Annotated in this window: 24 protein-coding genes and 3 pseudogenes; 19 read left to right on the forward strand and 8 right to left on the reverse strand. The window is 65.9% G+C overall.

Annotation, left to right across the window (positions count from 1 at the left end):
- Window positions 1-667: 667 nt before the first annotated feature.
- The 3 genes from FGD71_RS08590 to FGD71_RS08600 form a co-directional block, all read right to left on the reverse strand.
- Window positions 668-1,435, reverse strand: coding sequence for an amino acid ABC transporter ATP-binding protein (locus tag FGD71_RS08590; RefSeq protein WP_276147127.1), 768 nt, complete (start codon window positions 1,433-1,435; stop codon window positions 668-670).
- Between the two features lie 85 nt (window positions 1,436-1,520).
- On the reverse strand, window positions 1,521-2,366 hold the full coding sequence (locus FGD71_RS08595) for an amino acid ABC transporter permease (protein WP_119099788.1): 846 nt from the start codon (window positions 2,364-2,366) through the stop codon (window positions 1,521-1,523).
- Between the two features lie 31 nt (window positions 2,367-2,397).
- Window positions 2,398-3,270 carry an ABC transporter substrate-binding protein gene (locus tag FGD71_RS08600; protein ID WP_119099789.1) on the reverse strand — a complete coding sequence of 291 codons (873 nt, stop codon included), beginning with the start codon at window positions 3,268-3,270 and terminating at the stop codon, window positions 2,398-2,400.
- Window positions 3,271-3,452: 182 nt separating this feature from the next.
- Between FGD71_RS08600 and FGD71_RS08605 the strand changes: the two genes are divergently transcribed.
- The 3 genes and pseudogenes from FGD71_RS08605 to FGD71_RS48590 form a co-directional block, all read left to right on the forward strand.
- Window positions 3,453-5,069 carry a gamma-glutamyltransferase family protein gene (locus FGD71_RS08605; protein WP_119099790.1) on the forward strand — a complete coding sequence of 539 codons (1,617 nt, stop codon included), beginning with the start codon at window positions 3,453-3,455 and terminating at the stop codon, window positions 5,067-5,069.
- A 51-nt stretch (window positions 5,070-5,120) separates the two neighbouring features.
- Window positions 5,121-5,834 carry a TetR/AcrR family transcriptional regulator gene (locus tag FGD71_RS08610; protein ID WP_119099791.1) on the forward strand — a complete coding sequence of 238 codons (714 nt, stop codon included), beginning with the start codon at window positions 5,121-5,123 and terminating at the stop codon, window positions 5,832-5,834.
- Between the two features lie 212 nt (window positions 5,835-6,046).
- Window positions 6,047-6,316, forward strand: a pseudogene (locus FGD71_RS48590) (PIN domain-containing protein); the annotation flags it as partial.
- Between the two features lie 753 nt (window positions 6,317-7,069).
- Here the strand turns inward: FGD71_RS48590 and FGD71_RS08620 are convergent.
- Together FGD71_RS08620 and FGD71_RS08625 are read right to left on the reverse strand one after the other, a co-directional pair.
- Complete coding sequence (locus FGD71_RS08620; protein WP_119099792.1) at window positions 7,070-7,315, reverse strand: hypothetical protein; 246 nt, start codon at window positions 7,313-7,315, stop codon at window positions 7,070-7,072.
- Window positions 7,316-7,446: 131 nt separating this feature from the next.
- Window positions 7,447-8,352: a helix-turn-helix domain-containing protein gene (locus FGD71_RS08625; protein WP_119099793.1), complete on the reverse strand. Its 906-nt coding sequence runs from the start codon at window positions 8,350-8,352 to the stop codon at window positions 7,447-7,449.
- Between the two features lie 450 nt (window positions 8,353-8,802).
- Here FGD71_RS08625 and FGD71_RS08630 point away from each other — a divergent pair, with 450 nt between their 5' ends.
- Together FGD71_RS08630 and FGD71_RS08635 are read left to right on the forward strand one after the other, a co-directional pair.
- Complete coding sequence (locus FGD71_RS08630) at window positions 8,803-9,750, forward strand: restriction endonuclease (protein WP_119099794.1); 948 nt, start codon at window positions 8,803-8,805, stop codon at window positions 9,748-9,750.
- 819 nt (window positions 9,751-10,569) lie between these two features.
- Complete coding sequence (locus FGD71_RS08635; protein ID WP_478130133.1) at window positions 10,570-11,409, forward strand: hypothetical protein; 840 nt, start codon at window positions 10,570-10,572, stop codon at window positions 11,407-11,409.
- 74 nt (window positions 11,410-11,483) lie between these two features.
- Here FGD71_RS08635 and FGD71_RS08640 read toward each other — a convergent pair whose 3' ends face one another.
- From FGD71_RS08640 to FGD71_RS08650, 3 genes are all read right to left on the reverse strand, one after another.
- Entirely contained in the window at window positions 11,484-12,059 is a 576-nt protein-coding gene (locus FGD71_RS08640; RefSeq protein ID WP_140935848.1) for a hypothetical protein, read from the reverse strand.
- On the reverse strand, window positions 12,056-13,558 hold the full coding sequence (locus FGD71_RS08645) for a reverse transcriptase domain-containing protein (RefSeq protein WP_162931074.1): 1,503 nt from the start codon (window positions 13,556-13,558) through the stop codon (window positions 12,056-12,058). The genes FGD71_RS08640 and FGD71_RS08645 overlap by 4 nt, the downstream gene beginning before the upstream one ends.
- A 445-nt stretch (window positions 13,559-14,003) precedes the next feature.
- On the reverse strand, window positions 14,004-15,098 hold the full coding sequence (locus FGD71_RS08650) for a DUF1152 domain-containing protein (protein WP_276147126.1): 1,095 nt from the start codon (window positions 15,096-15,098) through the stop codon (window positions 14,004-14,006).
- Window positions 15,099-15,179: 81 nt separating this feature from the next.
- Here FGD71_RS08650 and FGD71_RS08655 point away from each other — a divergent pair, with 81 nt between their 5' ends.
- The 14 genes and pseudogenes from FGD71_RS08655 to FGD71_RS48600 all read left to right on the forward strand — a co-directional run.
- Complete coding sequence (locus FGD71_RS08655) at window positions 15,180-15,920, forward strand: GntR family transcriptional regulator (RefSeq protein WP_119099797.1); 741 nt, start codon at window positions 15,180-15,182, stop codon at window positions 15,918-15,920.
- Window positions 15,921-16,268: 348 nt separating this feature from the next.
- On the forward strand, window positions 16,269-16,652 hold the full coding sequence (locus tag FGD71_RS08660) for an ATP-binding protein (RefSeq protein ID WP_119099807.1): 384 nt from the start codon (window positions 16,269-16,271) through the stop codon (window positions 16,650-16,652).
- A gap of 110 nt (window positions 16,653-16,762) precedes the next feature.
- On the forward strand, window positions 16,763-17,491 hold the full coding sequence (locus tag FGD71_RS08665; protein ID WP_119099798.1) for a GntR family transcriptional regulator: 729 nt from the start codon (window positions 16,763-16,765) through the stop codon (window positions 17,489-17,491).
- A 130-nt stretch (window positions 17,492-17,621) separates the two neighbouring features.
- Window positions 17,622-17,972, forward strand: a complete 351-nt coding sequence (locus FGD71_RS08670; RefSeq protein ID WP_119099799.1) for an SCO3933 family regulatory protein — start codon at window positions 17,622-17,624, stop codon at window positions 17,970-17,972.
- 5 nt (window positions 17,973-17,977) lie between these two features.
- Window positions 17,978-19,351: an FtsK/SpoIIIE domain-containing protein gene (locus tag FGD71_RS08675; protein ID WP_119099800.1), complete on the forward strand. Its 1,374-nt coding sequence runs from the start codon at window positions 17,978-17,980 to the stop codon at window positions 19,349-19,351.
- A gap of 87 nt (window positions 19,352-19,438) precedes the next feature.
- Window positions 19,439-20,098 (forward strand): DUF2637 domain-containing protein, encoded by a 660-nt coding sequence (locus tag FGD71_RS08680; RefSeq protein ID WP_119099801.1) that lies wholly within the window; start codon window positions 19,439-19,441, stop codon window positions 20,096-20,098.
- Window positions 20,099-20,116: 18 nt separating this feature from the next.
- Window positions 20,117-20,305, forward strand: a complete 189-nt coding sequence (locus FGD71_RS08685; protein ID WP_119099802.1) for a hypothetical protein — start codon at window positions 20,117-20,119, stop codon at window positions 20,303-20,305.
- Complete coding sequence (locus tag FGD71_RS08690; protein ID WP_119099803.1) at window positions 20,302-20,493, forward strand: mobile element transfer protein; 192 nt, start codon at window positions 20,302-20,304, stop codon at window positions 20,491-20,493. The genes FGD71_RS08685 and FGD71_RS08690 overlap by 4 nt, the downstream gene beginning before the upstream one ends.
- An 11-nt stretch (window positions 20,494-20,504) precedes the next feature.
- The gene (locus FGD71_RS08695) at window positions 20,505-20,699 is read left to right on the forward strand and encodes a hypothetical protein (RefSeq protein ID WP_119099804.1); all 195 of its coding nucleotides are present in this window, start codon (window positions 20,505-20,507) and stop codon (window positions 20,697-20,699) included.
- Between the two features lie 16 nt (window positions 20,700-20,715).
- Entirely contained in the window at window positions 20,716-21,015 is a 300-nt protein-coding gene (locus FGD71_RS08700; protein WP_119099808.1) for a hypothetical protein, read from the forward strand.
- Between the two features lie 153 nt (window positions 21,016-21,168).
- Entirely contained in the window at window positions 21,169-22,488 is a 1,320-nt protein-coding gene (locus FGD71_RS08705; RefSeq protein WP_119099809.1) for a replication initiator, read from the forward strand.
- Window positions 22,485-22,697 carry an excisionase family DNA-binding protein gene (locus tag FGD71_RS08710; RefSeq protein WP_119099805.1) on the forward strand — a complete coding sequence of 71 codons (213 nt, stop codon included), beginning with the start codon at window positions 22,485-22,487 and terminating at the stop codon, window positions 22,695-22,697. The genes FGD71_RS08705 and FGD71_RS08710 overlap by 4 nt, the downstream gene beginning before the upstream one ends.
- Window positions 22,697-23,034, forward strand: a pseudogene (locus FGD71_RS50390) (Arm DNA-binding domain-containing protein); the annotation flags it as partial. The gene FGD71_RS08710 and the pseudogene FGD71_RS50390, both read left to right, overlap by 1 nt.
- Window position 23,035: 1 nt before the next feature.
- Window positions 23,036-23,261, forward strand: a pseudogene (locus FGD71_RS48600) (tyrosine-type recombinase/integrase); the annotation flags it as partial.

The raw sequence follows: 23,261 nt of genomic DNA on the forward strand, positions 1-23,261 counted from the left end.
GCTAATGGTGCGGTTGTGGTGCGCGCCCCGCCCACCGGTCTAGACAACAAAGAACCCCCGGGTCCATGACCTGGGGGTTTCGCATGGAGCGGGTGACGAGAATCGAACTCGCTCTCAGCTTGGGAAGCGACGGTGCTCGCACCGGCCCTACGCTTTTGACCAGCGCAGATGCCCTCTCCTTGGACGGCCGCGAGGGCCGGGTCGCACCGCTGTTGACCGTAGTTGTCCGGTCTTACGGGCACGGGTTGGGCACGGCGTCGGCTCGCGCCGGTCGTCAGCGCCGTCTCTCCCGTGGAGAGGTGCCTCGGATACGTCTCCGTAAGACGCGCACGGGCCCCATCGCATGCGCGATCAGTTGGCGCGGTGCCGGCACAGCACTTTCGGGCGGAAGTGGTGGGAAGCGCGGGACACACGGATCGATGGCGTCCCCGGTCGTGACCCGGTCGTGGTGTAGCCGATCACGATCTGTCGCCTCCGGTCTGGACCCAGCGAGCGTGTCCCGCCTTGGGCGGCCCGGTGGTTGTCGCCGGTCCCGGCTCGATGTGCCCCAACAGGGCCACCGGCAGAGGCGACCAGGGCCGCGACCTGGCCGTTCCGCTTGCTTGATCGGCTCCACCACGTGGCGCGGCGGGATGCGACCCGGGCTCCGTGTCGGCGCCGCGAGTGCTCAGCCGCCCTCGTTGATACGGCGTAGGAAGGCGCGTGTGCGTTCGTGGGCGGGGTCGGTCATGAGCTTCTCAGGAGGGCCTTCCTCCAGGACGGCCCCCTGGTCGAGCATGACCAGCCGATCCGCGGCCGAGCGGGCGAAGCCCATCTCGTGTGTGACGACGATCATCGTCATGCCGTCGTCGACGAGCTCCTTCATCACGGCGATGACCTCGCCGACCATCTCCGGGTCGAGGGCGCTCGTCGGTTCGTCGAAGAGCATCAACGTCGGCTTCATGGCGAGGGCGCGGGCGATGGCGACGCGCTGCTGCTGGCCGCCGGACAGTGCCGACGGCCGCGACGACGCCTTGTGTCCGAGGCCTACCCTCGCCAGGAGCGCCTGCGCCAGCTCCCTGGCCTCGGCTTTCGGCACGCCGAGGACCTTCGTCGGCGCGACGGCCACGTTGTCGAGCGCGGTCAGGTGGGGAAAGAGGTTGAAGCGCTGGAAGACGAAACCAATGTTGCGGCGGCGTTCGGCCACCACTTTCGGCCGCTCCTCCACAGGCCGATCGGAGCCGGACGGCCGCGGTCGGTAGCCGACCGAGCGGCCGTGGATGAGGATCTCGCCCCCGTCGATGCGTTCCAGGTGGTTGAGACATCGGAGGAACGTGGTCTTGCCGGACCCGGACGGCCCCACCATGACCACGACCTCGCGGGCCCGGACGTCCATGGAGATGCCGTTCAGCACCCGGACGTCGCCGAAGCGCTTGACCACCCCGCGTGCCGACATCACCGCCGATGCGTCGGCCGGCCCGGCGGGTGCCCCAGCCCCGTGGCCCTCTTGTTCCCCGGCCTGCCTCGTGATCGGTTCCATGTCAGTGGGCCTCCTTGCCTACCAGCGTGGCGTCCTCGCGGCCGGTGGTGCGGCCCAGGCCGCCACCGGTGAACCGCTCCCGCAGCGAGGGTGCGGCGATCACCTGTCCGGGATCCGCGAGTTTGCGCTCGATGAACCGCTGGACGAACGACCACACCGTCGTCAACGCGAGGTAATAGCAGGCGGCGACGAGGAAGATCTCGAAGGTCTTGAAGGTCGCCGAGTTGATCGACTGCGCGGTCAGGAACATCTCCTGGAGGCCGATGACCGACAGGAGGGAGGTCGACTTCATCATCAGGTTGAACTCGTTGCCCAGCGGCGGAACGATGATCCGTATCGCCTGCGGCAGCAGCACGACCCGCATGGCCATCGCCGGGGTCATGCCCAGCGCCTGCGCCGCCTCCGCCTGCCCGGGATCGATGGCGTCGAGGGCCGCGCGGAAGATCTCGGCCATGTACGCGGCCTCGTTCACGGCGAGCGTCAGAGTGGCCGCCTGTACGACGCCGAGGAGGACGAGCCCGCCGACCTGGACGTCGCTGAAGCGGTAGATGCCCGCCGCGGCGAGGCCGTTGTAGACGAGGACGAGCTGGACGAGCAGGGGCGTACCGCGGATCAGCCAGACATAGGTCCGGCCGCCCCAGCGCAGCGGGGAGAGGCGGCTGCGCTGGGCCAGCGCGACGGCAAACCCGAGGAACACACCGAGCAGTTGGGCGACGACCGAGATGTAGACGGTGCGCCAGAGCCCGTCGAGGAACGCCCCGGAGGGCGAGAACAGGTAGTGCCAGAAGAACGGCCAGTCGAAGCCGGCCGGCTGCCCTGTGCCGGCGAGCACGGTTGCGTGGGTCACGTGGTCCTCTCTCTGCGCGCCTGCCCCGGAATCAGCCGGCGATGTCGTCGCCGGTCAGGTTCCACTTCTTGAGGATCCGGTCGTACGCGCCGCTCTCGCGTACCGCGGCCAGCGCCTGGACGAGCGCCTCGTGCAGGGACGTGGCGTCCTTGCGGGTCGCGGCTCCCACCTTGATGCGGTTGAACGGTTCGCCGGCGAGGCTGAAGGTGTCCGGCTGCTGCTTCAGCACATACGCGGCGGTCTCCAGCGTCGTGCCGTAGGCGTCCACCAGTCCGAGACGCAGTTGCTGGAGGGCGTCGCTGTCCTTGGTGAACTGCCGGATGTCGATCTTCGCCTTCCCGGCCGCCGTGCACTTCTCGGACTGGTCGGTGAGGTACTGGACGATGGTGGTGCCTGTCTGCCCGGCCGCCTTCTTGCCGCACAGGTCGCCCGCGCCCTTGATGGCCTTGGCGTTCTTCTCGGCCACGACGAAGGTATTGGAGGCGTACATGTACGGGACGAAGTCGACGACCTTCTTCCGCTCCGGCTTGATGTAGAGCTGGCTGATGATCGCGTCACACTGTTTGGCCTGCAGCGCCGGGATGATCCCGTTGAAGCTGGTGTTGGCCCAGTTCGCCCGGACCCCGAGCTCGGCGGCCAGCGCGTTCCCGAGTTCGACTTCGGCTCCCACAGGCTTCTGCGCGGCGTCGTAGAACGTCAGCGGCGGCGCGCTGATGTCCGAACAGTAGGTGATCTGACCGTCCTTCACGAGCGCGCCCGCGGGCAGCTTGACCGACGCAGCCGTGGCGGCGGCGTCGGTGCCGCCGGAGTTCCCGGCGCATCCGGTGAGGGCCATGGCAGCCGCGGCGGTGGCGCCGGTCAGTACGGACACCGATCGGCGGGAGAAGGCGAGCGATCTGGCCATATCCGAACCCCTTTGCGAGTCGCGCCGTTGCGCGACGATGTAAGTCAATGCCATAGTCGATAACGTTGACTATGGAGGGAAGCTAGGCCCGTCGCTCTCGGACTGTCAAGAAGTCCCTTGTAACGCGGCGGTTAAAGAGGCCGCACCGCAGGCGGCCGCCGGCGCACTCCGGAAAGGGAACGATGTCCGCATTCACCGAACGTCCGCTCGCCGCAAGGGGCAGGGAATGGGCCGTCGCGACGCCCCACGCCGCGGCCAGCGACGTGGCGGCCGAGGTGCTGCGCGGGGGCGGCAACGCGGTCGACGCGGCGCTCGCCGCCGCTGCCATGCTGACGGTCGTGTACCCCAACCAGTGTTCTGTCGGCGGCGACCTGCTGGCACTGGTGGGCACCCGGGATGGCGACATCCGCTTCGTCAACGCCAGCGGCCGGGCCCCCCGCGCGGTCGACGTACTGCCGTTGACGGCGGCGTACGACGTGATGCCGGTCTTCGGCGCCCTGCCGGTAACGGTTCCCGGCGCGGTCGCCGGATGGGGCACTCTCGCCGAGATCTGGGGCACCCGTCCGCTCGCCTCGGCGCTCGCGCCCGCCGAGGCCGCCGCCCGTGAGGGGGTGGCCGTGGCCTCCGGACTGGCCAACGATCTCGCACGGGAGAGCAGCCACCTGGCGCGGGATCCCGGTATGCGGGGGGTGTTCTTCGCCGACGGCGAGGTCCTCACCGCCGGACAGACGCTGCGCCAGCCCCACCTCGCCCGCTCCCTGGACCTGATCGGCTCCGAAGGCCCCGCCGCGATGTACGGCGGAGAGGTGGGCGCGAGCCTGGTGAAGCTGCTCGCCGCGGGGGGCTCCGCGATGACGGAGGAGGATTTCGCCGCACACACCGTGGAGCTCTCGCAGGCGCTCGCCGTGGAGTACGACGGTGTCGAGTACCTGTCGGCCGGTGCGAACTCGCAGGGCCTCTTCTTCCTCCAGGGTCTCAAGGCACTCGACGTGGCCCGCACCGTCCGCGGGCCGCTCGACCCGCTGGGCCGCGACGCCGGCGTGGTCGCCTCCGTACTGGCATGGACCGCCGGCGACCGCGACCGCTACTGCGCCGACCCGGACTGGAGCAGCGCCCCTGTCGACCACCTGCTGTCCGACACATACGCGCGGCGCGTCGCCGAGCACGCGATGTCGGGCACGGCGGTCGACCTGCTCGCACAGCGCAAGGCGTCCGGTGACACCGTCGCGGTGGTGGTGGCCGACGCGGACGGCACCTGGGTCTCCCTGATCCAGAGCGTCTTCCACAGCTTCGGCGCCGCCGTGCTCGACCCCGGCACCGGGATCGTCCTGCACAACCGGGGTGCCTCGTTCTCCCTCGACCTCGCCTCGCCCAACGGGCTGGCCGGAGGGAAGCGGCCGATGCACACGCTCATGCCGGTTCTGGTCCGCGAAGGGGGTGAACTCGTGGGCGCGCACGGCGCCATGGGGGGACGTGCGCAACCCCAGGTGCACACCCACCTGGCCCTGCACCTCGCCGCCGGTTCCTCTCCCGAACACGCCGTGTCGGTGCCACGCTGGGTCCTCGGAGCCATGGAGGCAGGGGTGACGACCGGCGCGGGCGTCGTCAGCGCCGAGCGGGACGTTCCTCCCGCCGGCGTCCACGCGATCGAGGAGGCGGGCTTCACCGTCCGGTCGCTCGGCGCGAACGACGACGGGGTGGGCCACGGGCAAATCATCCGGCGGGCCCCCGGGGACGGCCGACCGCACCTGGCGGCGGCCACCGATCCGCGCGCGGACGGTTCGGCGGTCGCCGGCTGACGCCGTGGCCGGGTGCGCGACCATGGGAGGGATCGACGTGGGGAAGGAAGCATGACCAAGAGCGGTACCAGGACGACCAAGAGGGGGGACCGGAGCCGGCTGCCGCGAGGCACCCTGAGCCAGGAGCTGATCGTCCAGGCGGCGTTCCGGGTCGCGGACTCCTCCGGTATGGAGAAGCTGACGTTCCAGGCCCTCGGCCGTGAGCTGTCAGCCCATCCGACGGCGATCTACCGGCACTTCCGCAACAAGGACGAACTGCTGCTGGCACTCATCGACGCCCTGCATGAGGAGGCACTGGCCAGCACCCCGCCGCCCACGGACGACTGGGCCCACGACCTCATGGAGATCGCGATCCACACCCATGAGGCGTTTCTCCGCCATCCCCGGGTGGGGGCCCTGGCAGCCGCGCGCACCGCCCGGCGGGAGAACGAATTCCGGTCCGTGGAGCGCAAACTGGACTGCATGCGCCGGGCCGGCCTCGACGACGCCGAAGCCGCCCGCTACTACCGGGTCTTCGCCGACCTGGTGCTGGCCTACAGCGCCATGGACGCGAGTCTGGCCGCGCTGTCCCCGGAGCTCCGGGACGCCGACCTGCGCGCCTGGAAGACGGACTACCTCACGCTGCCGCCCGACAAATACCCCAACATCGCGCGGGTCGCACCACGGTTCGTGGGTCTGGACGACCCCCAGAACTTCGTGACGGCCGTCCAGGCGGTAATCGACACGGTCCGGGCGAAGACGGAGCGCGAGGCCCGCCATACCTGAGCCGCGGTGCGCCGGTCCTTAAGACGCGGACACGACGCTCACGGTCGCCCACCGATCCGCACTACCGACAACTCCCGGGTATTCGACCTGGGAGTCCCGACCCGAGGAACTCGCCGCTGCAGTGGGTGATCTCCCATTGCCACTGGGTCCTTTACGCCGCTGATCCGGGGTCTCTCTCTGGCCGGTCAGCATGACCGGGGACGAGCGACGGTACGCGAGAACTCGCGCGGGAGGCCGCCCTGAGTGCGGTCGACGACCTGCGGCGCTGGATGAGCCTGGGCCGGGTCGTCATGCCGGAGATCACGGAGGACCACCTGGGCGCCGCCCAGTCGGTCCGTGTCCGTTACGGCGCGTTGGACCTCGCTCTCGCCGACGCGGTGAATGTGGCGCTCGCCGCCGACTACGACACGGACGCGATCCTCACCCCCGACCGACGGGACTTCCGGGCCGTACGACCGTTGGGTCGCCACAAGGCTCCCCGACGACCTCACGCACTGACAAGAGATCCTCCGCAGCCAAGCGCCCGCTCCAGCAAGGGACTTGGCCCCGTGCTGTCGAGATGCACGAGGCGCGGTAGGCGTCCGGCACTGTTCGGGACGGGCGGGCTGAGTGCTCTCCCCGCGCGAACCTGCCGACGGTCGACGTCAAGCCGCAGGTCAGCGCCGTGCTGCAGCAAGAGCGGGCCGCACCCACAAGGCGCACGTGCCCTCCGCGTGCCCCATCTTCGAGTGCAGAGCCGTCGACAAAACGCCGAAACGGCTCACCAAGACACAAGCCCCAGGCCGCTGACCTGGGGCTTTAAAAAGAGCGGGTGACGAGAATCGAACTCGCGCTCTCAGCTTGGGAAGCTGAGATCATTCGTCGCTGGTTCAGGGGATGACCTTGGCAAACGGTAGAGCTCGGGCCTTCTCGGTGACTGCAGTGTTCACCGTGATTCCCCGCTGTTCCCCGCTCGATCTGGTGCGCTTGTGGTGCGCGGCGGCTGCACAGCTTGATCAGATTGCGTCATCAGGCCAGTCATCTCGGCATCGGTGGCCTTAGGCCAGAGACGAACAACGTGCGGAGCTGGCGAAGGGCCAATCAGTGGGTACGGTCGCCCAGATTCACCCGGGCTTCACTGACGCGTTCGGTTCGTAGAGTGGCGCGTTGCACGTGGACGCCAGGAACCACGCCCGCTCCACGGTGGTGAGCCGGGAGCGGGGCCCCGAGGACCAGCCTCGGAGCCCTGGGCTCTGTTATTGGTGCTGGGTCCACCAGATCACCGCACCCACGAGGGCGGTACCGCAGGCCGTGGCGATGCCCCGGACCAGTCCGAAGCCCGCGGTGCGGGCAAGGGCCCGCAGAGTGCGGCGATACCTGCGGGGGTGAGCCTTCGCGCTGGTGGCATGGATGTGGGTCGACCAGGTGGAGTAAGAGCCCGTAGGCTCGGGGAGATGCATGCTGATGGTTTCCTCCTTGGGAGTGGGCCGTCGGTTCTTCATATGGGCGGCTCCCTGCGGGAACAGGGGGCCGTCGCCTTCTGCGGCGGCGGCCTGTGCCGCATCTGGCTCGGACGATGCCGGCCAGGGGCTTCGGCTCCGGTTGCGGTGTGTCGCTCCGGCGGGTTTGCGTGTCATGCTCCGGGCCTCGTGAGTACGAGGCGCGGAGCGTTGAGATGCTTCGCGTGGCTGAGGGCGGTGGCGAGGATGCCCTCGGGGGTGAAGGCGCGTGCTTCTGCGTCGCGATCCTTCTTGTTGATGTTGATGTCGTATGGCGGTTTGAGGACGTAGAGCGTCCGCTCGGCGCGGCCGGTCGGGGACTCGCCGGTCAAGAAGGCCTCAGACATGTACTCGAGGAGGAGTCCCGCCTTCTTGAGATCGGCGATGCCGCGGCTGACGGTCGCGGGGGAGATCCCGTACCACTTCGCGAAGTCCTTGTTCTGGGGGAGGGCGAAGGCCCTCTTGCGCAGGCTCATCGCGATCAGCAGCATTCCCTTGGCAGGCATGCTGAGGGTGTTGTGGAGACCCTGCTCCCAGTACTCGAAGGGGAGTTTGAAGTAGATGTCCTTGCGTGAGCCGCCCGAGGGGACCGTGTACGGGTCCTCGGAGCCGTCTTCGAGCCGCTTGGTGATGCGGGTCTTCCGTCCGTCGGCGGCAGTACTGATCAGCTTGAGCTGCTTCAGCTTGGCCAGCTGTCGGGAGACGGCAGCACTTGCTGAGCCGTTGGTCGCGAAGGAGATGCCGGTGGCGCGTCCCCACGTCTCGTACCGCTGGGTCACCCCGAAGTCACCACCAGCGGTGATTGCGTGGATCAGCAGGTAGAGGTCGAACGCGGCGGGGCTTCGGAGGAGCTTAGGGAGCGGACCCGGTTTCTGTCTCAGCACCGGTCCTGGTTCGGTGTCCTGAACGAATGCGCGGCGGATGGGGACGGCGCGCCCGTGGCGCTTGGATTCCTTGAGGAGCATGCTGATGGTGTCGTCCTGCGAGACGGGTATGTTTCGGTCGATCACGCTGAGTTCGGACTTCTTGGCGAAGGTCATGCCTGAGATTGTGCGGTCTGTGGGCGGCCGTTTGCGTCCGGGTTTCCCTCCAGTTGGCGCACCCTGACGACAGGTCAGCGAACGGTCTATGAAGGAAATTAAGAAAATGACACAGATATAAGCGGTGTCTGACCTCTGAAGTGCAGGTCAAGCCCGCACAGGGCCGAGTGATCGTTAACGCCTCAGAATTTGATCTATAACGCGTTTGGATCCTGACTTCTTCTAACTGTGTCGGAGTACTCTGTGCGGTTCGCAGGGGCGGACGGGGCTCCGGCGAGGCGTCCCGGCGCCAGCTGCCCATCCTCGGCCTAGATCCTCGCGGTGCTGGCGCGGGGTGGATGGTGGGTCATCGAAGCCCTCTGGGATCAAGTCCTGTCATACGGGCTGGTCATCGACCAATCGCGCGGTACCGTGATAGGTCGGTCATCGTGCGCAAGGAGGAGGGGGACGGTGCCGCAGTCCAACAACCGCAGTAAGGCCATCCGTCCGGCCGCATACACAGCACTCGTCGAGGCGCTGACCACGATCTACTGGAACAAAGATCCTTTTGAGCTGTACGTCCGAGGGATGTTGAAGGACCACAGTGAGCTCCTGGCGCAGCTGAGCTTCCAGTCGTCCACCAAGCGGGAAGTGTCCGGCCAGTTGGTCAACCTGCTGCAAGCCAATGAAGCCCGGTACCTCGACCTTACGGTCGCACTCATGCTCGACATCGCCGATATGGAGACCTTCCCTAACCTGACCTCCCAGCAGGATGGCGAAGAGAAGGTAGCCAAAGCGACGGCGGCCGTAGCGGAGTTGAGGCGTTGGACTGCCAAGCAGCGTGAGGTCATCGCGGAGCATGAGGCACACGCGGTCGCCATCGCGGAGAGCGCCAAGCAAGCCCAGGACGGCCGAGCGCTTGCCCAGGCTCATGAGGGGCTGAAGCAACGGTTCATCGTGATGCACTCGGCTACCAACCCGCAGCAGCGGGGGCGGGACTTCGAGGGCGTCATCAACGAGCTCTTCGCCCTGTACGACCTGGAGCCGCGGGCGGCATACAGCTTGGACCATGAGCAGATCGATGGTGCGTTCTCTTTCGACACTGACCACTACGTCCTCGAAGCCAAGTGGTGGAAAGAAGCCATCGGCCGTCGGGAGCTGGACGTCTTCAAGAGCAACATCGAACGCAAGGGCAAGAACACCCTCGGCCTCTACATCAGCATGAGCAACTTCACTTCGGACGCCCTGGCGGTCTACAGCCTCAGCACGCCGTTCATCACGATGGATGGGGGCGACTTCATGGCTGTGCTCGACCAACGCATCCGCCTGGACGAACTGATGCGCCGAAAGAAGCGCCACGCGAGCGAGACAGGGCACTGCTTCCTACCCGTCTCCAAGATCTTCTCTGAGTCGGACTGAGCACTCCGCATCTTGCCGGGCCGGACGGCACCAGGAGCAGGTGGCAGCACTGCCCACCATCCGTTTGTGCTGTCCGCTCGCTGGCCTGGGACTCGCAGCCCAGCGTCGATTACCTGAGCCCCATGGACAGTTGAGTCAAAGGCGGACAGGCCTCGCTGGATCAACCACTCAGGCTTGGGGATCGCGTCTGAATCCCGCGGCCCCGGTGTACGTGCCTGCCTGCTGGGCGCCGATCAAGGAGGCCCCGCAGCGCTCAGCTTGGGAAGCTAAGGGTATCTGAGGCCTGCTCCGAGGCTGACCTGCGTCGGAGCGGATTCGACGCCTGGCGGGCAGTCGGCTGGTTCCCCGGTGTTTCCCGCACGATCTGGCACATGTCTGGCACGCCTCTAAGGTCAACTAAGCCGCAGTGGACGCACTCAGGCCGTCAACGAGAATCACGCGGTCGCGTGAGGCTCTTGCAGTTGTATCCAAGCACCGGTACCTCGGTAACGGCCAGGTCCTTGACCACTTCGCCCAGAACAGCGCACGTGAACCGTATTTGTGTAGTAGAAACACGCTATGAGTGCCGGAAACCCTATCGGTGAGCAACCTCGGCAGCTGGACAGCTGGTTCGACTCGGAGAGTCACGACGCCTTGCGTGCCGTCGTCCCCAGCGTTATGCCGGCACGGTCCCTAGCTCTCTACGCTCGGTGGTGGCAACTGGAAGCGTGGCTGCGCGAGCTGATCTACGTAGAACTGCGGTCTCTCTACGGCGCAGCGTGGCTCGACAGGCTGCGAGCTGCGTCAGGCCGACAGACGCAAGATGCGACGTACAGACACATGTCGACCGCCGATAGCGAAAACCCGCTCGCCTATTTGGACTACAGCCAGCTTTTGCCGGTTATTGAAAATCACTGGGGGCAGTTCGAGTATGCTCTGCTGGAAAGCGGCTCATGGAATGGACGCCAAGAAGAATTGAAGAGAGTGCGCCACCGGATTGGGCATATTCGCAAACCGCATAGAGATGATCTGGCGCGTATCGAGCAGACTCTGCGCGATCTAGAGCGGGGAGCTTTTATTGCTTGCGCCGCCTACAATAAGCGCATCATTCCCCGGCCGGAAAAGTTCAAGGATGCGATGACTGCTGGATGGATTTCGGCCGAGCATCCTACTGCGCGACGCCTTATTCGGCATGCGGATACCCAATACGGAGTGAGTCTCGAAGTAGGAGTTAGCCGGCGCCCCTGGGCGTCCTGGCCAGGAGATCTTGAAAACGCTCAGGGGCTACTGTGGCACGCAGACTTTTACTCACGAGACCGTGGGGTTGACGTCCGCTACCTATGGAATGAAATTCGAGGGATTCACCCTCTCATTGTTCACATGCTTGTGACAAACCCTCATCACGTTCAATTCACCTATAGTGCCGTCGATGACGCAGCCGGAACTGCCGATATCCTTGGGGCCTGCTTCGATGCTCTGCTTTACTCTCTGCGGCACGGGAGTAGGGCGCAAGGGCTTGCAGACCTAGATGACCAAGGTTTCGCAGAATGGAAAAGCCGAACTGACTCGATCGACTACCGAATTATGAGCAGCAGTGGTTGGTCAATTGTAAGTGAGGACACCCTCCCCATCAGCATGTTTGGCGCGGGCGGGAGCGTGGAGATTCATCCAACCTGGTAAGTACTGACGTTGGCCTGTCGAGCCGACACCGCAACCGTAACAATTGGGTCGCCGTAGGCGCTTCCTCTGCTTCTTCAGGAAGCGCGAACCGTGAGAGCCGGGAATTTTTCCAGCAACACTTTGTCGAAATGTAGAACGAAATCTCGCGACACAGTGGCAGATCTGACCGCCACCTCAGATGACAGAGTAACGAACCTTCCATTTACCTGCGCAGAAAGTACGCGCGTATACTGCTCTTTCAAGCGAAAGAGATCTTTAATTTTACTTAGCTGCAGATCGGTAAGCTGCCCATCTCCATGCACAATGCTGTTTCGTAGATCGACAACCGCATCAAAGTCCTGAGAAGCCTTGTCGCCAGATACGTTGATACCGAAAGCCGTGGCTAGCCATTTGCGTCTAGATTCCCACGTCCTGAAGATTGAGTCCTCTACCTCCGCATGCAGTACGCGTGTCAGCGAGAGAGACATAGCAGCGTCAGCCGAAAACAGGCTCTTGATCACTTTATCGACGTGAGCTTCGACCAGTGTTGCGCAGGAAACAACTGCTGCTCGAATGCCGTCTTGATCAGTTTCAGCGTACGGCGTAGTACCTAGGACGCTCACCCGTCGAAGCACGCCTTCGCCGCTTTCTGTGAGCTGCCATGTGGTCAATTCTGTTCTCCCCAAGAGAATGCTTCTCGATTCAAGGTGCCTGCATTTACAACCGATTTCTTAAGGGAGGCGTTAAGATCTCCTTGGCGACCCATAGCCGCCGCGATCGCGTGTTCTGAGATTCTCGTGGATGTCTTAAGCAGTTCTACGGTCATGTCATCAGTCAGCGCGCCGAACTTGGCTGAAACCCACGCGGCTTCCGCTCTCACCATCTCATGGCGGTCGTTACACTGTTCCCCAGCCCAGCGCAGCACCCAATTGCAGTCTGTAGAGCTTCCTTTCGGAAGCCTCCCTGCAACATGGAGCAGCCAAATCCTCCCTGATGGCCCGATTCTCCCAGCTTCGATTATCTTCCGTACAAGGGACCAGTTCTCTTCAGTCTCGGAAAACGAATCCATGCGGTTGAGGATGTACTTGCAAACTCGCTCTAGGCGTACCGGCTCTCGAAAAATGAGATTTGTGAAGATTTCGGGGTCGATTCTTCTATCGTCCTTCTGAAGAATCGTAATTGCGAGAGGGAGCATACGCCGGAGTTCTGTTGTCTTGGAGGTCTCCATGTCAGGCTGACGTCCTGCGACGGACGCCTTCCAATCGGCAATGATGCGCCGCATGGATTCCTTCAATGCCTTCTCGTCGTCCGGTGGGATTTCTACGACTTCTACGTCGTCATAGTCTCGTTGCACCAACTGAATTAGTGTAAGGTGAGATTTTGCGCTGTCGAAGTACTTTTTCTGTAGAATTTCTCTATTCTTGGCTCGCGCCCTGTGAGCCTCTGCTCGCATGATGACTGTCTTGTCCGAGGAAAGGATAAGCCCCAGTTCGCGTGCATATTCTGCTGCGTACTCGATTACTCCGTTAGCCATCTCCCAGCTCTCGGCTCTGATCCGAAAGTCGTCCGCATAGCGAACCACGGGAAGCTTGCGGCGCAATAGCTGACGTTCCAGGACGCTCAAGTAGAGATCGGCCAGGCGGTCGCTGGGTGTCGAGAGCTGGGGTAGGCCACGGCCATTGAACGAGCATCTTTTCAAGAAGGACCGTATGGCATCAGCCTTACCCTGATCCATAGTTCTCATTAGGAGTTCACGATGCAGTATTTCGTGGTCGATGAACTCGTAGCAAGCGGCAATGTCGATGTCGACGATGTAGTCGATTGGAGATTCTTCGGCGAATTTCTCGAAGATGTCCCAGTTTCCCTCGCTGCGACTGTCCGGCTCTAGTTGCTTATTGATGGAGTCCACCAGGGCTACATAGAGACATCTAGATGCCACGTCTGGAATCACGATCGGTCTATGGCCGAACTTTTTCTTTGGCATCGTGATGGTCTCAACAGACACGCCGGCGTTTGGCGCCAACGCAATTTCGGCAAGGCTGGCCAAAGTGCCGTGTGAATTTGCGAGTGACCGATCGGTAATCAGGGCGGGAAGTCGATCGAGTGGTTTCGCGAGCACAGTTCTGACTGCTTTAGGGATGTTCAAGTCCTGCAGGTTGTTGTCCGCCATGTTCTCCGCTGCCTGCCGTTCATACGCTGAGGTAAGCATGATGACAGTGGGGAAGGGCCTCGTCACGAGCTTTGATCGAGCAACGTGAGGTCGGCGGAGCGGGTTTGGCCGGTGGCCTGCCCGGTCTGGGGTCGAGCATGATCAGGGGGCCGTACGCTGGTTGGCAACTCGGGCAGGCTTTGGGCCTGACCGCAATGTGCACGAGTGGCCCCCTGGTCTTGCTCGACGCGGGACCCGGACCGGGGAGGTGGCTAAAGCCGCGGAGCCGACCGCCCCAGCCACGACGTACCCCTTCTCTAACGCCAGGCGGCTGCATGCTTTGAGCGCGGCACGGGTGCCGGCCGGGCTGGAGCGGGGCGGAGACAGGAGCGCAGGCCCGGCCGGGGGCCGGGCCGCGCGCGGCGAGCGGAGCGAGCCGCCTTGAACCCGTAGAGAAAGTTGTTACTCAGGCTTCGGCTGGGATCTGCCAGAGTGGGGCTTGGTACTGCTCCGGACGGCTGGTCAGCAGCAAAGCCCTGAGGTCTTGGCGCTGCTTGCCGTTGAGGCGAAGAGCCTCGGTGATGCGGCGGAACGTCGTGTGTGTGATTCCGCGGCTGCGGGCCTCGGCCTCGAACTGGTCGAGTTGGCGGAGTGTGGTCTCAGGGTCGAGCTTCTGTTCCGGCTGGGTGCCGAGCCAACTGGCTTTGTTGCGCTCGTAGTCGATCTCCGAGTAGCCGCAGATTTCGCGGCTGTGCTGCTCGGCCTCTTCGAGGGTCTCCGTTGCGAGGATGGCTCGGGCGAGCTCGTTGCGGTTGAGGGCGTCGTCCAGGTCGGCTTCGTGGACGGTGGGGCCTTCGTCGGTGAGCGGCACTGGCAGGCCGGCGTCCCGCACTTCGCACAGACCTCGGACTCCACGGGCGGCAGCCGCGAGCATGGCTGTCGCTTCAGAGGGGTGCCATTCCAGAACAGAGCTGACCGGCTCGACGTGCTCGGCTGTGAGCGTCAGGACGGTTGGGCCCATGCGGTCGCGCAGGTCTTCTGCCGGTACTTCGCCGTCCAGGCCGGGACCCGCGACCAGCAGCCGTACAGGGGCGTTGACTTGGCAGCACGCTGCGAGAGTGAGGGCGTCAGCCAGAGGACTGCGAAGCGTGGGCTCGTCGCCCTTGGCGAGGATGTCGCCGCCGACGTCCAAAAGGTCGATGGACTCGGGGGCCAGGTGCTCGGTGAGTTCTTCGAGCTGGCGGGTGATGCCCTCGGCGCCGTGGTGCGGATCGATCAGGGCCAAGACGTGCGGCAGTTCGGCGGCGAGGCGAGGGAGCGTCGAGCCTGCCGGTGCGATCGGCTTTGCGTCGGCAGGTACGGTCTGGACGCTTCTGGTGAAGGGGCGGAGGCCGGTGAAGTTGGCCGGCCCTCGTGGACCCGGTACGGGGTCGATCAAGAGGCGGTCCCACGCGTAAGTGAGGATCACCGCCGGACCCTCTTCGCCGTACAGAGCGGCGTCGAGCATTGCGGCGGCGACTGCGTCGCCCCCTCCTCCTGCTGCCACGATCAAGCGCGTCACCCAACCAACCGTACGGGCTGCACGATTGGCCACTCACCCTATAGTGGCCACTGGTCATAGCCACTTAGGGAAGGGGCTCGGATGCCGAAGATTGAAGAGACCCAGCCCAAGTACCTGCAGATCGCGCACCACATTCGCGATCAGATCTTGCGGGGCGACTTGCGGCCTGGCGATGAGGTGCCGTCGGAACGGCAGTTGGCGACCGATTGGAGCGTGTCGCGGCCGACGGCCGCGCGGTCGCTTGAGGCGCTGAGCCATCAGGGCTTGGTGGAGAAGCGGCAGGGTTCGGGCACGTATGTGCGTGGTCTGGCCGTGAACCGCCGTGCTCGGGAGCTCTACGGTCGCGCCAAGCAGACCGGCAAGATCTACACTCCCGGCGAGTATGCGGTGATCACTTCGGCCGGATGGCTGGAGGCGCCCGGCTACGTCGCCGAGGCGCTGAATCTGACGGCCGGTACCCGCGCGGTGCACCGCCAACGGGTGACCAAGAACGAATCCGGGCCGATCACTCTGTCCACCTCGTGGTTCGGTCCCGATGTGGGTGAGTGCGCGCCAAAGCTCCGGGATCCTGACCGGATTCGGGAGGGGACGCTGATGTACGTCGAGAACATGACGGGCCGGCAGGGCAGTTATGCCGAGGACCGGATGTGCGCTCGGCTGGCCACCGAAGACGAGGCGGCTGACCTGGAGTTGGACCCCGGTTCGGCGGTGCTGGTTGTGCATCACGTCGTCTACGACCTGCAGGATCGGCCGTTGGAGTTCGCTGAGGCGACGTACCCGCCTGGCCGTTGGGCGTTCGAGCAGGGGTACCCGATCGGCTAGAAACTCGCGCCTGTATCCGAGAACCGCTTGCGCCGAAGTGGCTAATGCCACTATCCAGTAAGTGGCTAAGGCCACTTGAAGGAGAGGGGCACTGAGCGTGAGTCAGGAGCATGCGGAGTTACGGCACCCCGCGCAAAGGTCGATGTGCCGTGGATGCCGGGGGCGGGGTTGGAAGCGTGTTGGCTCCCGCTCGTCCCTGGCGCTCTCCGCGGCCGATGCTCGCGCCCGTGCTACGTCCAAGCGGCGCTGTCTGGACTGCGACGGCACCGGTAGGGAGCAGGGATGCGAATGAGCGATACGACGGGTGGCCCTGTTGGGGAGTCGGCGGAGCCCGTACCGATCGGGTGCATGACCTTGTATCCGGTGCCCGAATCGGTGGCTCGGGCCCGGCGCTGGTTCCGGAAGTTCATTGCCCCGCACGACCTGACCTGTTCGGTGGACGACTGCGTCCTGATGATCTCCGAATTGGTGACGAACGCCATCCTCTACGGCGAGGCGGAAGAGGCGTGGCGGGTGCGGGTCGAGTGGTGGCGCGTGGGGGAGTCGCTTCGGGTGGACGTGCATAATCCGGGGTTCCCGGCTCACGTCCGGATGAGGCGGCCCGACGCCAGCGACGCACATGGAAGGGGTCTCTGCCTGATCGACGCGCTGTCGGACTCATGGCACGCCGGGCCTAGTCGCTTCGGTGGCACGGTGGTCTCGTTCCTGGTCGACGGTGCTTGGAAGCCATGAAGGCCCTTGGGTCTGGTGAGCCGTATCCGTGCGCTTGGGTGTTCATAGCCTCCTCACGGTGAGTAGGCTGGTTGACAAGTTGACTTGGCGGATTCCGACTAGGCGGGGCAATGGCGTACGAAGTGGCTGCACCCAAATACGTGCGGCTGGCCCAGACGCTCCAGGGGCGTATCGAGGACGGCACGTACCCGCCTGGAACCCTCGTGCCGAGTGAAAACCAGCTGGTCCAAGCCTTCGGCATGTCTCGCCCAACTGTTGTCCGGGCCCTCGATCTGCTCAAGCGGGATGGCTGGCTGGAGTCCCGGCAGGGGTACGGCACGATCGTGCGTGGCCGTCCCGAAGTGGTTGAGCAGAAAGACCAGCGGGGCCGCGAAGCCCTGGAGAGAGACGAGTCGGCCTCGCCTGGCCGCCTCGTCCAGGTCGACCGGGTCCCCGTACCGCGGCGCGTTGCTTCGTTCCTCGGTGTACCCAAGCGGACCAAGGTGCTTGTCCGGCGGCTGCTGATCGAGGAGGACGGCGAACCCGTTGAGCTGGCCTCCTCGTACTTTCCCGTAGGCATGGCTGACGGCACGGACCTCGCCGAATCGACTCCGCTGCACGGAAGTCTGCGCGAGCATCTGGAGTCCCGTAAGAAAGTCCGCCTCGACCACGTGACCGAGCGGGTCTCGGCTCGTCTGCCGAGCAAGGAAGAGGCCGGCCTCTTGGCGTTGGGTACGGGGGAGCCGGTACTCAGCGTGCTTGTCGTGGCCTGCGACGTCTCCGGGCAGGCCTTGCAGGTCACTGACGTACTGCTGCCTGCTGATCGGCAGGAACTCGAAGACACCTATCGCCTGGGCTAGTTGGCCCCGGCCGGTCGCTCGGCCTTCCCGCTTGATGTCACTTGACAAGTCAACCTGGCATCCCTAGCTTCGAACTTGCTAAGTCAACCTGTCAGGTCATCTGGCGGGTGCCTATCGAAGGAGAAGTTCTGTGCGTGTGATCCGTGTTGAGACCTCGTCCGCGACGATCCTTCTGACCGAAGCTCCGGAGCCGAAGGTCAAGGACCGGCAGACGGGCGAGATCGCCAAGGACGCTGTCAGCGGTGAGTCGTTGATGAAGGTCGGCGTGGTCTACATCGACGAGGGGGAGTCGTCGCTGATCGCGGTGACCATTCCCGAGAGCGGGGTGACTGACGGCCTGACCGTCGGCGGTCCCGTCTCCCTTCCCGGCCTGATCGCCCGGCCGTGGGAAAGCGTCTTCAACGGCCAGGCCCGTCACGGCATCGCCTACCGGGCGGCTGCTGTGGTTCCCGGAGCCTTCCCGGCCGGGCAGGAGAGCTGATCTCCGTGTCCGAGCTGATGACGCTGGTCGAGCTGGGCGGGTCGCTCGCTGCCATAGGCGGGACGGTCTACGCCCGGAAGGCCCATCCGGCGGCCTACTGGGCCACGGTCGGACTGCCGCTGTCTGCAGCTCGGCTGATGGCCTCGTACGGCTCGACCATGGACGCCTGCGGGCTGACCGTCGAACCGTCCCGGCTGCGGGCCCTCGCCGTCCGGGCGGCCACTCGCCGGGAGGTCCGTCCCGTGGCGCCTCGCCGGGGTCTGCTCCGGCCGACGTCGACCGGGCTCCGGGTACGGCTTCGGCTGGCCCCGGGCCAGGAACCGGCGGACGTGGCGGCCTCGTCCGAGCGCCTGCGGCACGCGTGGGGAGTTCACGCCGTGCATGTCCGCAGTATCAAGCCGGGTGTGGTCGAGCTGCGGTTGGTCGGCTTCGACGTGCTGCGGAAGGTGAGGATGCCTCGCCGGGTTGAAAGTGACTTCCTGGCGGTGCCGGTGGCTCTGCGGGAGGACGCGACCGCGTTCGTCCGCGACTACCGGACGATTCCTCACCAACTGGTCCTCGGCGCAACGCTGTCGGGGAAGTCGATGTTCCTGCGCAACCTGCTGACGGGGCTTGCGGCTCAGCCGGTGGCCCTGGTCGGGATCGACTGCAAGCGCGGTGTGGAACTGGCGCCGTTCGCCCCTCGGCTGTCGGCGCTGGCCACCGAGCCGCATGAAGCCGCAGAGCTGCTGCCCGTGCTCGTCAAGGAAATGGAGGACCGCTACGACCTGATCAAGGCCCGTCAGGGCATCGCGCCCGGCACCGCGGACGAGGAGATCACTTCGGATGTGTGGGGGCTGCCGGAGGACGAACGGCCCGCGCCGATCGTGCTGTTCGTGGACGAGGTCGCCGAGTTGTTCCTTGTTGCCACGCGCAAGGACGAGGAGCGGCGCGACGAGATGGTGACCCAGCTGATCCGGCTTGCTCAGCTTGGCCGGGCGGCGGGGATCTACCTGGAGATCTGCGGGCAGCGTTTCGGCGCCGAGCTGGGCAAGGGAGCGACCATGCTCCGCGCTCAACTCACCGGCCGTGTCTGCCACCGCGTCAATGACGAGGCGTCGGCCAAGATGGCGCTCGGGGACATCGCCCCGGAAGCCGTCTACGTCGCCTCCGCCATCGCCGCCGATCTGCCGGGCCTGGCCGTGGTCGGTGACTCCTTCGGCGGCTGGTCCCGCATCCGTACGCCGTACCTCTCCCTCGCCGACGCTGCGGTGATCTGCCGTGAGACGGCCCATCTCGTGCCCGATGTTCCGGCCCTGGACCCCTTCCGGCCGCATGCTCCGGCCTCGCCAGTGAAGGCGTGGGACCCGGTGGCCAGGCCGCGTCCGGTGACGGAGTAGCCGCACCCCTCCCACGGTCGGCGCGACCGCCTCGCGCCAAGTCCCTACCCCGCCATGCCTGAAATCGGCTGAGAGGACGTGAGCGTGATGCGCATTCGGAACGTGACCGTTGACGCCGTACTGGTCCAAGCGGTCATCGCCGCCGCGCTGTCCTTCGCGCATCTGCATGACCTGGCCGTGGCCGCCGGACAGGACGGCTGGAAGGCCTGGGCCTACCCGGTGAGCGTCGACCTGCTCTTGGTGGCTGCCTGGAAGCGGCTGCGCTCCGGGGAGTCCAAGGCAGCTGGATGGTCATGGTTCCTGGTCGCGCTCGCCGCCAGCCTCGGGGCGAACGTCGCCACCGCCGGACTGCTCGACCTCCACGACGTTCCGGCCTGGCTGCGCATCCTCGTCGCCGGTTGGCCGGCGGTCGCCTTCCTCGGCGGCACCCTGCTCGCGCACGGTCCCGCCCATCGGACGGCACCGGCTGCCGAGCCTCAGGACGCACCGATCGATACGGCACCCAAGCCGGAACCAGTGCCTGAAACGGCACCCGAGCAGCCCGCCATCCCTCCGGCGCGCGAACCCGTCGCCGAGCCTGCAGCCCGTCCAGCCGACCGGCTTCCGACCGCCCTCGTCGACCACGCCCGGAAGGTCGCCGCCGAACACCACACCCGCACAGGAGCACCCATCGACACCGCCACCCTTCGCGCCCGGCTCGGCGTCCCGGCTCCACTCGCCGAAGCCATCGCCGCCCAACTCACCTGACTGACAAGGAATCCGCTCTTGCGACCGTCCACCCTCCGCACCCTCCAGCGCGCGGCCGAACTGACCCGCCAAAACCACTTCACCGAGGCCCTGCTCGTCGCCGAGCCGGTGATTCTCAACGCCGACGACCAAGAGGGCGCCGAGATCCGCCGCTGGCTGACCGAGCACGTCGCCGACTTCACCCGAGAGAAGGAGACCCGCTCATGACCGCCCACCGCCGCTTCCGCCGCGTCATCCGCATCGGCCCCGTCCAGGTCGCCACCTACTACGACGGCCGAGGCCGCGAGAAGCACGCCGCTGCCTGCACCGCTCCGCGCTGTGGCTTCTCCACTGACTACGACAGCCGGGCCGCCGCCGAGCTGGCCGCCCGTACCCACCGCTGCACCGTCCGCTGAGGAGCCCTCCCGTGACCGTCAGCCTGCCCCTCGTCTTCGTCCTCGGCGTCATCGCCTGGGCCGCGATCAAGTTCCTCGGCATCCGCCTCTGGGTCGCCGTCGTGATCGCCCTCTTCGGCTTCTGGCTCTCCCAGACCTTCCTGGCCGGGCCGATCGAGTCCGGCACACGCTCCGGCGTCGACGTCGTCAACGGCACCAACGACTGAGAGGACAACCACCATGCTGCTCCGCCCGAAACTGCCCGACGCGGCACCCGTTCCGACCACTCACCTGATCACCTCGGCCGCCCCCGCAGAACGCCATCACGCCCCGGCGGCCTGCTCGTGCCAGCACGCTCCCGCGCACTCCACCGATCGACCCGTCGCCCCGTACGTCGGCCTCGGAGCCGCGGCTGTCGCCGCCGTGCTCGTCGTCGGCGTCGTGCTGACCGCGCTCCTGGCCACGGTCGCGATAACGGCCGTCTCCGTGTCCATCGCGGCCCTGGTGCTGCGCTCCCTGCTCAACCGCGCCAACACGCGCTGACCAGCCTGCCGGGGCGGCCTCGATACCGCCAAGCATCCCGCCGCCCCGGCAGGCACGGACCCTCCCGACCACTGCCGAAAGGACAGCTCCATTACTACCGGACACACTCCGCCCCCGCTCAAGGACTTGGGCGCGCTCGCCTCGCTGGGCAACATGTCCGCCCTCGCTGGGCAGCTGCGCGGGCTGGGCGGCTGCACGCGTCCCGTACGCCTCGACGGCCACCGCATCGAACACGAACTCAACCCGCACACCGGCGAGATCGGCCGCACCCTGCACCACCTCGACTCGGCGGCCCTCCCCGCCGGTCACCTCCTGGTGCGCTGCAACAACCGCCGCGCGACCCGCTGCACGGCATGCGCCGAGGTCTACCGCCGCGACACCTATCACCTGATCACCGCCGGACTACGGGGCGGCAAGGGTAACCCCGAGACGATCGCCGAACACCCCAGGGTGTTCGCCACCTTCACCGCACCCGGCTTCGGCCCCGTCCACAACCGGCCCACCGACCGGCGCGGAACCCACCGGCCCTGCCGCTGCGGTGTGCTGCACGCCGAGGACGACGGCACTCTCGGCACGCCTCTGGACCCGGCAACGTACGACTACGAAGCCGCAGTTCTGTGGAACGCACATGCCGGGATGCTCTGGCGGCGCTTCTCCATCTACCTGCGCCGGGAGGTCGCCAAGCGGGCCGGACTCACCCAGCGGGACTTCCCGAATGTCGCTCGCGTCTCCTTCGCCAAGGTCGCCGAGTACCAGAAGCGTGGCGCGGTCCACTTCCACGCCGTGATCCGTATCGACGGGCCGGACGGCGGCCACAGCGCGCCCCCGAACTGGGCGACGGCCGAGCTGTTGACCGACGCGATTGGCGCCGCTGCCGCGAAAGCGACGGTCACCGGGCCCGTTATCGACGGCCGGGCGCATGCCTTCGCCTTCGGCCGTCAGCTCGACATACGCCCGATCCGTTCGGCCGACTTCAACGGCTCGTCGGAACTGACGGAACGCGCGGTCGCGGCCTACATCGCCAAGTACGCCACCAAGGGCGCCGAGACGGCGACCGGAACCCTGGACCGGCCGATCAAGTTCCTCGCCGAGCTGGCACACGCCCGCATCACCGACCATGCCCGGCGGATGATCCGCACCGCCTGGCAGCTCGGCGGTCGCAAGGATCTGGCAGAGCTGAGGCTGAGGGCCTGGGCGCACATGCTCGGCTTCCGCGGCCACTTCTCCACCAAGACCCGCCGCTACTCCACCACCCTCGGCGCGCTCCGGGACACCCGAGCCGAATGGCGGCGCGCGCAAGCCCTCGCCGCGCTGCCCGACGACCAGCGGCCCGCCGAGCACGAGCAGGAGGCGGATACGACGTACGTCCTCGCCCATTGGGTCTTTGCCGGGACAGGCCTGACTCGTGGCGAGGAGTGGCTATCTGCCTCACTCGCCCCTGCCCTCGGAACGGAAGGAGAGCCGACCGCATGAACGACCGCTACCTGTCCGTCGACCAGGTCGCCGAGCTGCTGGGCACGACCACCCGCTTTCCTCGGCGGCTGATCGAGGAGCGGCGCATCCGGTACGTGAAGGTCGGTCGGCACGTCCGCATCCCCGAGAGCGCCGTACGTGAGTACATCGCCTCTCGCACTGTTGAGCCGGTCGGGCTGCGCCAAACCGGACTGCGGACGGTCGCCTGATGGCCAACAAGAAGGGCAGGCGTCGGCGCTTTGGTGCGGTGCGGCAATACCGGTCCGGTCGTTGGACGGCGTCGTACCTCGCGCCCGATGGTGAGCGCGTCCGTGCCGAGGAGACCTTCGAGACCAAGAAGGATGCTGAGATCTGGCTCTCTCAGGTGGAGGCGGATCTTAGTCGCGGGGACTGGCGTTCTCCCGATGCCGGCGCCGTGAACTTCCGCGTCTACGCCGAGAAGTGGGTGGAAGAGCGGGAGTTGGCAGTACGCACGGTGGACCTGTACGAGCATCTTCTTCGGCTCCACCTTCTGCCGGCCTTCGGCGCGCTCGACCTGGACGAGATNTCGGCTCCACCTTCTGCCGGCCTTCGGCGCGCTCGACCTGGACGAGATCACTGCTCCTCGCGTCCGTGAATGGCGGGCCGAGCGGCTGCGGACGACCAGCGCCAAGACGACCGTTGCCAAGGCGTACCGGCTCCTCAAGGGCATCATGGAAACGGCCGTTGATGACGACCTGATCAGCCGCAATCCGTGCCGGATCAAGGGCGCGGGCAAGGAAGCTGCGGCCGAG

It is taken from the genome of Streptomyces sporangiiformans (assembly GCF_005768555.2).
GTDB lineage: Bacteria > Actinomycetota > Actinomycetes > Streptomycetales > Streptomycetaceae > Streptomyces > Streptomyces sporangiiformans.

Excerpts from the sequence above, each read along its gene's own strand:
- FGD71_RS08590 (WP_276147127.1), bottom strand. The coding sequence starts at position 1,435 with ATGTCGGCACGCGGGGTGGTCAAGCGCTTCGGCGACGTCCGGGTGCTG.
- FGD71_RS08600 (WP_119099789.1), bottom strand. The coding sequence starts at position 3,270 with ATGGCCAGATCGCTCGCCTTCTCCCGCCGATCGGTGTCCGTACTGACC.
- FGD71_RS08605 (WP_119099790.1), top strand. The coding sequence starts at position 3,453 with ATGTCCGCATTCACCGAACGTCCGCTCGCCGCAAGGGGCAGGGAATGG.
- FGD71_RS08610 (WP_119099791.1), top strand. The coding sequence starts at position 5,121 with ATGACCAAGAGCGGTACCAGGACGACCAAGAGGGGGGACCGGAGCCGG.
- FGD71_RS08620 (WP_119099792.1), bottom strand. The coding sequence starts at position 7,315 with ATGAAGAACCGACGGCCCACTCCCAAGGAGGAAACCATCAGCATGCAT.
- FGD71_RS08625 (WP_119099793.1), bottom strand. The coding sequence starts at position 8,352 with ATGACCTTCGCCAAGAAGTCCGAACTCAGCGTGATCGACCGAAACATA.
- FGD71_RS08635 (WP_478130133.1), top strand. The coding sequence starts at position 10,570 with ATGTCGACCGCCGATAGCGAAAACCCGCTCGCCTATTTGGACTACAGC.
- FGD71_RS08645 (WP_162931074.1), bottom strand. The coding sequence starts at position 13,558 with ATGGCGGACAACAACCTGCAGGACTTGAACATCCCTAAAGCAGTCAGA.
- FGD71_RS08655 (WP_119099797.1), top strand. The coding sequence starts at position 15,180 with ATGCCGAAGATTGAAGAGACCCAGCCCAAGTACCTGCAGATCGCGCAC.
- FGD71_RS08660 (WP_119099807.1), top strand. The coding sequence starts at position 16,269 with ATGACCTTGTATCCGGTGCCCGAATCGGTGGCTCGGGCCCGGCGCTGG.
- FGD71_RS08665 (WP_119099798.1), top strand. The coding sequence starts at position 16,763 with ATGGCGTACGAAGTGGCTGCACCCAAATACGTGCGGCTGGCCCAGACG.
- FGD71_RS08680 (WP_119099801.1), top strand. The coding sequence starts at position 19,439 with ATGCGCATTCGGAACGTGACCGTTGACGCCGTACTGGTCCAAGCGGTC.
- FGD71_RS08690 (WP_119099803.1), top strand. The coding sequence starts at position 20,302 with ATGACCGCCCACCGCCGCTTCCGCCGCGTCATCCGCATCGGCCCCGTC.
- FGD71_RS08705 (WP_119099809.1), top strand. The coding sequence starts at position 21,169 with ATGTCCGCCCTCGCTGGGCAGCTGCGCGGGCTGGGCGGCTGCACGCGT.
- FGD71_RS08710 (WP_119099805.1), top strand. The coding sequence starts at position 22,485 with ATGAACGACCGCTACCTGTCCGTCGACCAGGTCGCCGAGCTGCTGGGC.